Genomic DNA, 10,745 nt, shown 5'->3' with positions numbered 1-10,745 from the left:
CACGTGCGGATGTGCCACGACAGAAGTGATCACGGTCGGCTAGAGTCTCGCAGCCGCTGCCGAACACCCGAACGAGACCGGAGCCCGACCGCATGCCGACACCCCCGCCCAGCGCCCCCGGACCAGGCGCACCCCCGTCGGGCGATCCCGCGTCGGGCGCCTCCGCGCCGGACGCGTCCGGGCCGGGTGCTTCCGCGCCGGAGCCGTCCGGGCCTGAACCCCGGGTGCCGGAGGAGACCGGCGCGGTGCAGCCGCCGCTGGGCACTGCCGGGTCCGCCGGCCCCGCGGCGCCCGTTCCCCGCCCGACCGCCCCAGGGCCGGACGCCCCCGCGACGCAGCGGCACGACGCCACCGGCGCGGCGTCCGGCCCGGCGTCCGCAGCGGGGCCCGCCGAGGCGGCCGCCGCCCCGCCGGGAGCCCACGCTGCGCCGGCCGGGACGCCCGGTGCCGCGCAGCCGTTCGACCCGTGGGCGCCCCCCGGCCCGGGCACGGCCACGGCCTGGCCAACCACCCCTGTCGGCAGCGGCCCGCAGTCGCTGCCCCCCGGCCCACCGTGGCCCTACGGCGGGCCGGCGGGCTGGCCGCAGCTCGCGCCACCGCCGGGCGTCAACGGGTTCGCCGTCGCCTCACTGGTCCTCGGCTTCACCTGCCTGGTGCCGTTGTCGGCCGGGTTCGGCATCACCGCGCTGGGGCAGATCCGGCGTACCGGACAGCGGGGCCGGGGGCTGGCCCGCACCGGCCTGGTCCTGTCCGCCGTCTGGGCCCTGGCCTGGATCACCCTGATCGTCGCCGCCGTCGTCTCCCACCCGGGCCTGCCCAGCGCCGACGGGCTGCCGCCTGGTACGACCTCCGTGTTCAGCGTGCGGACCGGCGACTGCTTCGAGGCTCCCCTGCATGACCGGGTGCGCTATGTGACCGTCCTGCCGTGCGGCGAGCCGCATGAGGAGGAGGCGTTCGGCCAGGCGCGGATCGACGGCACCTCCGGCTTCTACCCGGGGGCCCAATCAGCCCAGGACCAGTCCGAGCAGGGCTGTCGGGACCTCGTCGACCGGTACATCATGGACAGCTGGGCCCACCCGGCCACCCTGCAGATGTACTACTACTATCCGAGCGCCACCCAGTGGGCGAAGGACCCGCACGCCCTCTGCGTCTTCGTGGACAGCAAGGGAAAGCGGACCGGCTCCGTCCGGCGTGACTACACCGACCTGAACGGCGCTCAGCTCGACTACCTGGACTGCACCCGGGACCACAACGACGCCCTCGGCCGGGAGCCGAAGGAGGATCCCGGGCAGGCCCTGCACGCCTACCGCGTCTGGGCGGCCCAGGTCGCGGACGCCACGGAGCTGGAGGCGCAGCAGCTCGAAGCCGGGGACTGGCCTGCGCAGGCACGGAAGCCGATCGCCGACCTGGTCCGCGAGATCCGCAGGTCCATCCCCTACTGGCGGCAGGCCGCAGCCGCCCGGGACGTCGGCTCCGAGCGGCTGGCCCTGGCCAGGGCCTCCGTGCACGACGGCTACGAGCAGGCGAGGAAGGCCCGCGCCGTCCTCGGTCTCGCCACCGGGGACACGGTGGACAGCGGGGGCGGCGGCGGGACGTCGGGCCAGGCGGTCTGACCACCCGCCCCGCGAGGGGCGCCCGACCCGGGCGCCCCTCGCGGGGCGAGCGGGCGGCCGAACGCCCAGGAGCCCAGGCGGTCCCGGCGGTTCCTACTGACGGACACCCGGCGCGGCGGTGCCGCACCGGTGCTGCGGGCCGAGTACGCGCAGCATCTCCAGCGCGCCGGTACCGCCGGGCGGCGGGGTGAAGACCAGGAGCCGCTGGTCCGCCGCGGGCGTCGCCAGCACCTCGCAGTCGAACTCGATCCTGCCGAGTTCGGGATGGATCACCCGGTAGGGATGCGACCTGCGCACCGCGACCTCGTGCCGGTCCCAGAGCACCGCGAACTCGGCGCTCGCCGCGCGCAGCCGTGTGACGAGCGCGCGGGATGACGCATCGTCACCCCTGCGGGCCACCGCGGCCCGCAGGTCGGCGACCAGCTGCCGGGCGCGCCCCTCGTGGTCCTCGGCCGGGATGTGGCTCCGTACGTCCGGCTCGGTGAACCAGCGCACCACGACGTTGCGGTCCTCGCGGGCCACCGTGCACACGCACCCGAACAGGGCCAGCGCCATGTCGTTCTGCGCCAGCAGGTCGCCCAGATCGCCCAGGACCTGGACCGGGACGCCGTCCAGCTGGTCGAGGAGGTAGAGCATGCCCGGCCGCAGGTACTCCCCGGCCCGCGCTCCCTCCGGCGGGCGGTGCCCGGCGAGCAGGTACAGATGGTCCCGCTCGTCGGCGGTCAGCCGCAGCGCGCGCGTCAGCGCCGCCAGCATCTGGACCGAGGGCTGCGGGCTCCTGGCCTGCTCCAGCCGCATGTAGTAGTCGGTCGACATCCCGGCGAGCGCGGCGACCTCCTCACGGCGCAGCCCCGGCGTGCGCCGCCTCGGCCCCTCGGGCAGTCTGACGTCCCGTGGGGTCAGCCGTTCCCGGGACCGGCGCAGGAAGTCTGCGAGGTCGCCGCGGTGCATCTCCATGCCCGCAACGGTAGCCCGGTTCGCCGGACGCATCCTGGGACCGCCGATCCTGGGAAGAGCGCTCCACTCCTGCCGCCTCCGTGGCGACGGCATAGTCGGGGTGCGGCCCACCGGGGGCCGCCGGACGACGAACTCCTCTCTCAGGGACGAAGGCGGTTTCACCATGGAATCCGTACTGGACGTACCCGGCGCGCGGCTGCGTCACTTCGTGCGCGGCTCGGGCCCGCTGCTGCTGCTCATCGCCGGAGGCCATGGGGACGCCTCCGTGAACCGCGCTCTCGCCACTCACCTCTCCGACAGGTACACGGTCGTCACCTACGACCGCCGCGGCCTGTCGGGCAGCACCACCGACACCCCCGGGCTGACGCTGGCCACCCACGCCGACGACGCATCCCGGCTGCTCTCCGCCCTCACCACCGGACCCGCCCTCGTCTACGGCTCCAGCCTCGGAGCCCTGATCGCCCTGGAGGTCGCCGTCCGGCACCCCGGGCAGCTCGGCCTGGTCGTGGCGCACGAACCGCCCGTCACCCAGCTGCTGCCCGAGCCGCAGCGCACCGTCGCCGTCGGGGATCTGCGGGGGGTCGTGGAGGCGTTCAGGACGGAGGGTGTCTCCTCCGCGCTGGACAGGTTCAGGGAGTTCGCCGACATCGACCCGACAGACCGCGAGCCCGATGTCGAGCTGCGTGTCCCGGGTCCGGAGCAGCGGGCGAACCAGGAGTACTTCCTCACGTACGACACGCCGGCGTTGCGGGAGCACGTCCTCGATCTGGACGCGCTCAGGAACTCCCCCGTCCGCATCGTGCCCGGTGCCAGTGAGAACTCGGGTCACACCTGGCCGCACAGGTGCGCCAGGCTGCTCTCCGAGGAGCTGGGGACCGCCTGCCGGACGTTCCCGGGCGGGCACAACGGATATGTCTTCCGTCCCCGTGCGACCGCGGAGCGGCTTCACCAGGTGATCGGAGAGCAGAGCCGCGTCGCGCACGGTTCACGGCGCTGACCGGGCACCCGGCCGGGAGGCGGCGGGCCTTCGCCGCGGTGGCCGGGTCTCTAGCAGGCCAGCATCTTCTGGATGGCCTGGCGTGTCACTCCCAGCTCCCGGGCGATGTCCGCCTGCGACACGCCCTGGTCGATGAGGGCCTGCATCAGCTCGCGGCGTTCTGCTGCGAACTGCCTTGCCAGGCGCGCGTGCTGGACTGCCTGCTCACGTACCTCCCGGAGGCGGTCGAAAGCCGGCTGGTGCATCGAGAGGTCCTTGGTCTCCGCCATGGCCCCACTATGACAACCCCCGGTTGTCACGTCAACCCCCCGTTGTCACAAGGGGGACGACACCGGACAGCGGCCCACGGAGCCCGGTGGGGCGGCTGAATCCAGCCGCCCCCGGGCCGACGGTTCACTTGAACGCTGCGACGCTCCGCGCCGCCCAGTCGGCGAAGGTCCGCGGCGGGCGGCCGAGGAGCCGTTCGACATCGGGGCTGACCCGCTGCTCGTCGGCGGAGGGTACGCCGAGGACGTCCAGGGTGGCCTCCACCACCGGCTCGGGCATGTAGCCCAGCATCCGGTCCCGCGCCTCGGCGCGGGTCAGCTCCACGAACCGCACCGGCTCCCCCAGGGCGTCCCCGATCGCTGCCGCCTGCCGCCGGGGAGAGACCGGCTCGGGGCCGGTCAGCGTGTAGACGCCGCCCTCGTGGCCGCGCTCACGCAGGGCGACGGCGGCGACGGCGGCGATGTCCGCCGGGTCCACGGCCGGCAGCGCGACGTCGCCGAACGGCGCCTCCACCGTCCGCCGGGTGCGGATCGCATCGGCCCACTGGAGTGCGTTGGAGTCGAAGGCGCCGGGCCGCAGCATCGTCCAGTCCAGTCCCGACCGCCGGACGGCGTCCTCCAGATCCGACGGGTGCCGGCTGGTGCCCACACCCTGGGAGGACAGCAGCACGACCCGGCGGACACCCGCCTCGCGCACGACGTCCATCACCGCACCGATGCCGCCGCGCGCCATGACGTCGGGGGGTGTCAGCAGGAACAGCGCCGACGCCCCCCGCAGGGCGGGCCGCAGGCTCTCCGGCTCCGTCAGATCGGCCTGTTGGGACCGGACTCCGGTCGGCACCTCCGCCGCCTTGCGCGACACGGCCGTCACCTGCTCGCCCGCCTCGGCGAGCGCCCGCACCAGCGGTCGCCCGACGTTTCCGGTAGCTCCCGTCACCGCGATCATCTTCGTTCCCCTGTTCCGACGTCGGATGCTCCGGCGTCCGGTGTTCCGGCGTTTCAAGTCCCTTGTGCGGACTCAGCGAAGCTATCGCCGCCGGGCCGATAGGCACCCAGGGGAAAGTGGGGGTTCAGTGACCGGGATCACAGTCGCGGCCGCCCGGGGCACCCTCCGCCGGAGCTCCCGAGAAAGGGCGATTTACTAAGGCAGGTTGATAAAGTAGCCTTAGCAATATGACCGAGGAACCGGACCCCGAGGCGGTCGCCTCAGCGCTGCTGTCAAGCCTCAGCCTGCTGGTGCGACGGGTGCGCCAGGCGCCGGTCGACGGCGGACTCACGATGCCCGAGCGGACCGCACTGTCACAGCTGGAACGCTCGGGCCCCACCACCTCCTCGGCGCTCGCCAGGGAGGTGCAGATCACCGCACAGGCCATGGGGGCGACGCTCGGCGCACTGCGCGCCCGCGGCCTGGTCGAACGGCGGCCGGACCCGGACGACGGCAGACGCGTGGTGCTTACGGTGACCCCCGCCGGACGGCGGGCGCTGAAGGACAAGCGCAACGCACGGGCCGAACTCCTCGCCAGGGCCCTGACCAGCGGCACCTTCACCCCGGCGGAGCTGGAGCAGCTCGCGGCGGCCGCACCGCTGCTGGAGCGGCTGGCGCAGAACATCTGACGCCGACGGAACCATGGAGACAAAGGCCTATGACGGCTCCCCCCACGACGCGCGCCCCGCACCCCGCACCCGGTGACGACCGGTACAAGTGGACCGCCCTGACCAACACCACCGCCGCGGTCTTCATGTCCGCGCTGGACGGCTCCATCGTGCTGATCGCCCTGCCGGCGATCTTCCGCGGTGTGCACCTGGACCCGTTGGCGCCGGGCAACATCGCCTACCTGCTGTGGATGATCATGGGGTACCGGCTGGTCCAGGCCGTCCTGGTGGTCACGGTGGGCCGCCTGGGCGACATGTACGGCCGGGTCCGGATCTACAACTCCGGGTTCGCGGTCTTCACCTTCGCCTCCGTCCTGCTGTCCTTCGACCCCTTCGACGGCGGCCGTGGGGCGATGTGGCTGATCGCCTGGCGGGTGGTGCAGGCCGTCGGCGGCTCGATGCTGACCGCCAACTCGGCCGCCATCCTGACCGACGCCTTCCCCGCCGAGCAGCGCGGCTTCGCCCTGGGCATCAACCAGGTGGCCGGCCTGGCCGGGATGTTCATCGGTCTGGTCGCGGGCGGTCTGCTGTCCGCCTGGGACTGGCGGGCGGTGTTCTGGGTGAACGTGCCCGTGGGGGTGTTCTTCACGCTCTGGGCGTACCGCACCCTCCGTGAGACCGGCAGGCGGGGCGGCGGCCGGGTCGACTGGTGGGGCAACATCACCTTCGCGGTGGGCCTGAGCGCGGTCCTGATGGCGGTCACCTTCGGCCTCCAGCCCTACGGCGGGCACACCATGGGCTGGGCCAACCCGCTGGTCGACGGGCTGATCGCGGGAGGACTCGCCCTGCTGGCGGCGTTCGTCGCCATCGAGAACCGCGTCGGTGCGCCGATGATCCAGCTGACCCTCTTCCGTCTGCGGGCCTTCACCTTCGGCAACCTGGCGGGCCTGGCCATCTCGATCGGCCGTGGCGGGATGCAGTTCGTACTGATCATCTGGCTGCAGGGCATCTGGCTTCCCCTGCACGGCTACGACTTCGGCGACACCCCGCTGTGGGCCGGAATCTTCATGCTGCCGCTGACCGCCGGATTCCTCGCCGCCGGGCCTGTCTCCGGGTACCTGTCCGACCGGCTCGGCCACCGGGGCCTGTCCACCGGCGGCGCGCTGCTGTTCGGCGCCAGCTTCCTGGGCCTGATGCTCCTCCCCCTCGACTTCGCCTACTGGGCCTTCGCGGTGCTGATCGCGCTCAACGGGATCGCCAGCGGCATGTTCGCCTCCCCCAACTCCTCGTCGATCATGGGCAGTGTGCCCGCGCAGCTGCGCGGTGTCGCCTCCGGCATGCGTGCCACCTTCCAGAACTCCGGCACCGCCGTCTCCATCGGCGTCTTCTTCTCCCTCATGATCGCCGGACTGGCCGGCAGCCTCCCGCACTCCCTCGCCGCCGGCCTGCAGCAGCAGGGCGTACCGGCCCCGGTCGCCGCCCAGGTCGGCAGCCTGCCCCCGGTCGCCTCCCTGTTCGCCGCCCAACTGGGCGTCAACCCGATCGAGCACCTGCTCCGGCCCAGCGGCGCCCTGACCCACCTGACGGCGGCGCAGCAACAGGCCCTGACCGGACGGGAGTTCTTCCCGGCCCTGATCTCCGGGCCCTTCCACTCCGGGCTGGTCATCGTGTTCGCCTTCGGCGCCGCCCTCGCCCTGCTCGCCGCGATCGCCTCCCTGCTGCGCGGCGACAGCCCCGCCACCGCCCACCCGGGACGACAGGAGGCGGCCACCGGTGACCGTCACACGCGACAGGACAGGTGCACCAGCGGCTGAGACCGGCCCACCGCCTGCCCCGCCGGAAGGCCGAACGGGCCTCCCGACCACCTCCGAGGAGAGACAACCGCCACCATGGCACTGACAACGATCGACCCCGTGTCCGCGCTCGTCGTGATCGACCTGCAGAAGGGCATCGTCCGGGCCCTCACCGGCGGTCCCGTCGCCGGTGCCGTCGGGCAGGCGGCCCGGCTGGCCGCCCGGTTCCGGCGGCACCGCCTGCCCGTGGTCCTGGTCAACGTCACCGGACGCGCGCCGGGGCGTACCGAGTCCGCACGGTCCGGCCGCGGTGACGCACCGCCCGCCGGCTGGGCCGACCTCGTCGACGAACTGGACGTACAGCCGACCGACCACCTGATCACCAAGCGGCGGCGCAGCGCCTTCCACGACACGGGACTCGACACCCTGCTGCGGGACCTGGGCGTCACCCAGGTCGTGCTCGCCGGGATCTCGACCAGTTCCGGCGTCGAGTCCACCGCACGCTCGGCCTCCGACCACGGCTACCACGTGGTGCTGGCCACCGACGCCATGACCGACCCCGATGCCGAGGCGCACCGCCACAGCGTCCGGCGCATCTTCCCCAAGCTCGGCGAGACCGCCACCACCGCCGAGGTCATCGCCATGGTGGAGGCGACCCGGGTGGAGGCGACCCGATGACCCTGCTCGGCCGACTTCTGAGGAACCGCAGGGCCGGAGAGGGCCGCACGGCGTGGCGACTGCCCCAGCTGCAGGGACCCGAACTGCTGGCGCTCACCAGCGGGGACTTCGCCGACGGCGGCCCCCTGCCGCTGAAGCACTGCGCCGGGGTCATCGGCGGCGACAACCTCTCCCCCCGGCTGGCCTGGTCGGCTCCGCCGCCCGGGACCGCCCAGCTCCTCCTGGTCGTCGAGGATCCGGACGTCCCCCTGAACAGGCCCGCCGTGCACTGCGTCGCGCTGATCGACCCGGCGTCCGGCCACCTCGACGCCGGCGCCCTCGATGCGAGGCAGCCCGCCGCCGGGGTGCGGGTGCTCCGTGCCACCATCGGTCGCGGCTACCACGGTCCGGCGCCCATCAGGGGCCATGGGCCGCACCGCTACGTCTTCCAACTCTTCGCCCTGGCAGCGCCGCTGGACGGCTCCACCGGCGCCGCGGCGGTGGACCGGCTGCGGCCCCGCGCCCTGCTGGCCGGCGTCGCCGCTCCCGTCCTCGGCCGGGGGCGGCTGACCGGCACCTACGAACGCTGAGCCCGGGCCGGGCGGCCCGCACGGACAGCGCGCCCGGGATGGTCCGTCCTCCGGCCGGTCGGAGGACGGACCATCCCGGGCGCAGGCGTCCCCGCAGGAGGGCCGCCACCGCCAGGCCGGTGCGATCCGGGACATTCCCCGACGACACCTTCACCACAGGCGGCCTGACGTCGCATCTTCACCAGTTGAACACAGCGGAGCAGCGAAAGCTCCCCTGTCTACAGGCTATTGACGCCGTACAGCCCCAGTGCTTCACTTCCCCCGCGAGAGCGCTCTCTTGCACCAGAGGACCAGCGTCACCCCTCTCCACCCCACCACGCCAGGGAGAGTCATGTCCGTGATCCCCAGCCGTCGCACCGTGCTCCGCGGCGCCGCGGTCGCCGCCGCACTGCCACTGGTCGGCACCCTCTCCACCGGGGCAGCCTCCGCGTCGTCAGCCCCCTGCCGAGACACGGACCTGGGCCCCAACGTCCTCGTCTTCGACCCCTCCATGGGCGACGCGGCGATCCAGGCCCAGGTCGACGCCGTGTTCAACGTTCAGCAGTCCAACCAGTTCGGGACCGAGCGGTACGCCCTGGCCTTCATGCCGGGCAGCTACAACGTCGACATCAACGTCGGCTTCTACACCCATGTGCTCGGGCTCGGCGACAGCCCCGACGACGTCGTGATCAACGGGCATGTCACGGTGGACGCCCAGTGGTTCGGCGGCAACGGCACCCAGAACTTCTGGCGTGCCGCCGAGAACCTCTGCATAGTCCCGCCGGACGGCCTGGAGCGCTGGGCGGTCTCCCAGGCGGCGCCGATGCGCCGCACCCACGTCAAGGGCAACATGACCCTGTGGCCCAGCCCGCCCGGCAACCGCTGGTCCAGCGGCGGGTTCCTGGCCGACAGCGTGGTGGACGGCCAGGTCGAGTCCGGTTCGCAGCAGCAGTGGCTCTCCCGCAACGACACCTTCGGCAGCTGGACCGGCGCCAACTGGAACATGGTCTTCGTCGGCGTCCAGGGCGCTCCCGCCCAGAGCTTCCCCACCCCTCCCATGACCACGGTCGACCGCACCCCCGCCGTCCGGGAGAAGCCGTTCCTCACCGTGGACGCCCACGGCTCGTACCAGGTGTTCGTGCCCGCCCTGCGCCGTGACTCCACCGGCACCACCTGGGCGTCCGGCAAGGCCGCCGGACACGGCATCGCGCTCTCCCGCTTCCATGTGGCCCGGCCCGGGGACACCGCCGAGACCATCAACCGCGCCCTCGCCCAGGGCCGGCACCTGCTGCTCACCCCCGGCGTCTACCGGCTCTCCTCCCCGCTGCAGGTGTCCCGCCCCGGCACCGTCGTCCTCGGCCTGGGCCTGGCCACCCTCCAGGCCACCCACGGCAACTCGCTGATCGAGGTCGCCGACGTCGGCGACGTCTCCATCGCCGGTGTGCTCCTGGAGGCCGCCTCCGCCGGCTCCGGCGTCCTGCTGCGCGTCGGCGACGGCCGCAGCCGCAAGAACCACGCCGAGCAGCCCACCGCGCTCTTCGACGTCTTCGTCCGGATCGGCGGTGCCGTGCCCGGCGGCGCCGCGGTCAGCGTCCAGATCGACAGCAACGACGTGATCGTCGACCACATCTGGGCCTGGCGTGCCGACCACGGCAACGACGGCAGCGTCGGCTGGGCGGTCAACCCCGCCGACACCGGCTTCCTGGTCAACGGCGACCGGGTCACCGTCTACGGCCTCTTCGTCGAGCACTACCAGAAGTACGAGGTGCTCTGGAACGGCAACCACGGCCGCACCTACTTCTTCCAGAACGAGCACCCCTACGACGTCCCCACCCAGGCCGCCTGGGTGCACGGCACCACCAACGGCTACGCCGCCTACAAGGTCGCCGACTCGGTCACCGACCACCACGCCTGGGGCCTGGGCAGCTACTGCTTCTTCAACCTCGAGGCCGACATCTACACCGACCGGGCGTACGAGGTCCCCGACACCCCGGGCGTGGTCTTCACCGACCTGATGACCGTCTGCCTCAACGGCGCGGGCGGCGGCGGCATCCTGCACTGCATCAACGACAGCGGCGACCCCGTGCAGAACGGCTTCGGCACCTACAGCATGAAGGGCTACAGCAACGGCGCGGCCGCCGTCTGACCGGCCGGACGCGCCGACCGGGACCGGCCTCCCCGGCCGGCCGGGTCGCGCCCGCCGGCCGGAGGACCTTCTGGACGCGCGGTCCACAGGTCCGGCCGGTGGGCGCGGCAGGCCGCCGGGGAGGCCCCGGCCGGTGCGCAGCAGGACCGGCCGG

The 10,745-nt window shown here is 73.0% G+C and carries 10 protein-coding genes; 7 read left to right on the top strand and 3 right to left on the bottom strand.

Going from position 1 to position 10,745, the window contains the following annotated elements; genetic code table 11:
* The first annotated feature begins 224 nt into the window (after positions 1-224).
* Positions 225-1,613, top strand: a complete 1,389-nt coding sequence (locus AOK09_RS16240) for a DUF4190 domain-containing protein (protein WP_055587915.1) — start codon at positions 225-227, stop codon at positions 1,611-1,613.
* Positions 1,614-1,706: 93 nt separating this feature from the next.
* Here the strand turns inward: AOK09_RS16240 and AOK09_RS16235 are convergent, their stop codons facing one another.
* Complete coding sequence (locus AOK09_RS16235; protein WP_055587914.1) at positions 1,707-2,570, bottom strand: helix-turn-helix transcriptional regulator; 864 nt, start codon at positions 2,568-2,570, stop codon at positions 1,707-1,709.
* A gap of 163 nt (positions 2,571-2,733) precedes the next feature.
* On the opposite strand from AOK09_RS16235, the gene AOK09_RS16230 reads away from it, so the two are divergent.
* On the top strand, positions 2,734-3,567 hold the full coding sequence (locus AOK09_RS16230) for an alpha/beta fold hydrolase (RefSeq protein ID WP_055587913.1): 834 nt from the start codon (positions 2,734-2,736) through the stop codon (positions 3,565-3,567).
* A gap of 50 nt (positions 3,568-3,617) precedes the next feature.
* Here AOK09_RS16230 and AOK09_RS16225 read toward each other — a convergent pair whose 3' ends face one another.
* Together AOK09_RS16225 and AOK09_RS16220 are read right to left on the bottom strand one after the other, a co-directional pair.
* A complete protein-coding gene (locus tag AOK09_RS16225) occupies positions 3,618-3,836 on the bottom strand; it encodes a helix-turn-helix domain-containing protein (protein ID WP_055587912.1) in 219 nt (72 codons plus the stop codon).
* A gap of 124 nt (positions 3,837-3,960) precedes the next feature.
* Positions 3,961-4,779: an NAD(P)H-binding protein gene (locus AOK09_RS16220; RefSeq protein WP_055587911.1), complete on the bottom strand. Its 819-nt coding sequence runs from the start codon at positions 4,777-4,779 to the stop codon at positions 3,961-3,963.
* Between the two features lie 227 nt (positions 4,780-5,006).
* On the opposite strand from AOK09_RS16220, the gene AOK09_RS16215 reads away from it, so the two are divergent.
* The 5 genes from AOK09_RS16215 (at position 5,007) to AOK09_RS16195 (ending at position 10,591) form a co-directional block, all read left to right on the top strand.
* The gene (locus AOK09_RS16215; RefSeq protein ID WP_055587910.1) at positions 5,007-5,447 is read left to right on the top strand and encodes a MarR family winged helix-turn-helix transcriptional regulator; all 441 of its coding nucleotides are present in this window, start codon (positions 5,007-5,009) and stop codon (positions 5,445-5,447) included.
* A 29-nt stretch (positions 5,448-5,476) separates the two neighbouring features.
* Positions 5,477-7,240 (top strand): MFS transporter, encoded by a 1,764-nt coding sequence (locus tag AOK09_RS16210; protein ID WP_055587909.1) that lies wholly within the window; start codon positions 5,477-5,479, stop codon positions 7,238-7,240.
* 75 nt (positions 7,241-7,315) lie between these two features.
* Positions 7,316-7,897: an isochorismatase family protein gene (locus tag AOK09_RS16205; RefSeq protein ID WP_055587908.1), complete on the top strand. Its 582-nt coding sequence runs from the start codon at positions 7,316-7,318 to the stop codon at positions 7,895-7,897.
* Entirely contained in the window at positions 7,894-8,466 is a 573-nt protein-coding gene (locus AOK09_RS16200) for a YbhB/YbcL family Raf kinase inhibitor-like protein (protein ID WP_055587907.1), read from the top strand. Before AOK09_RS16205 ends, AOK09_RS16200 begins: the two co-directional genes overlap by 4 nt.
* A gap of 331 nt (positions 8,467-8,797) precedes the next feature.
* Positions 8,798-10,591 (top strand): adenylyl cyclase, encoded by a 1,794-nt coding sequence (locus AOK09_RS16195; protein WP_169797036.1) that lies wholly within the window; start codon positions 8,798-8,800, stop codon positions 10,589-10,591.
* Positions 10,592-10,745: the final 154 nt, after the last annotated feature.

Origin of the sequence: Peterkaempfera griseoplana (genome assembly GCF_001418575.1) — a bacterium.
GTDB lineage: Bacteria > Actinomycetota > Actinomycetes > Streptomycetales > Streptomycetaceae > Peterkaempfera > Peterkaempfera griseoplana.
This window is presented reverse-complemented; position numbering and strand designations above follow the sequence as displayed.

Bases quoted from the DNA above. Each gene is read 5' to 3' on its own strand.
- AOK09_RS16215 (WP_055587910.1), top strand. From the start codon at position 5,007: ATGACCGAGGAACCGGACCCCGAGGCGGTCGCCTCAGCGCTGCTGTCA.
- AOK09_RS16220 (WP_055587911.1), bottom strand. From the start codon at position 4,779: ATGATCGCGGTGACGGGAGCTACCGGAAACGTCGGGCGACCGCTGGTG.
- AOK09_RS16200 (WP_055587907.1), top strand. From the start codon at position 7,894: ATGACCCTGCTCGGCCGACTTCTGAGGAACCGCAGGGCCGGAGAGGGC.
- AOK09_RS16230 (WP_055587913.1), top strand. From the start codon at position 2,734: ATGGAATCCGTACTGGACGTACCCGGCGCGCGGCTGCGTCACTTCGTG.
- AOK09_RS16225 (WP_055587912.1), bottom strand. From the start codon at position 3,836: ATGGCGGAGACCAAGGACCTCTCGATGCACCAGCCGGCTTTCGACCGC.
- AOK09_RS16195 (WP_169797036.1), top strand. From the start codon at position 8,798: ATGTCCGTGATCCCCAGCCGTCGCACCGTGCTCCGCGGCGCCGCGGTC.
- AOK09_RS16205 (WP_055587908.1), top strand. From the start codon at position 7,316: ATGGCACTGACAACGATCGACCCCGTGTCCGCGCTCGTCGTGATCGAC.
- AOK09_RS16210 (WP_055587909.1), top strand. From the start codon at position 5,477: ATGACGGCTCCCCCCACGACGCGCGCCCCGCACCCCGCACCCGGTGAC.
- AOK09_RS16235 (WP_055587914.1), bottom strand. From the start codon at position 2,570: ATGGAGATGCACCGCGGCGACCTCGCAGACTTCCTGCGCCGGTCCCGG.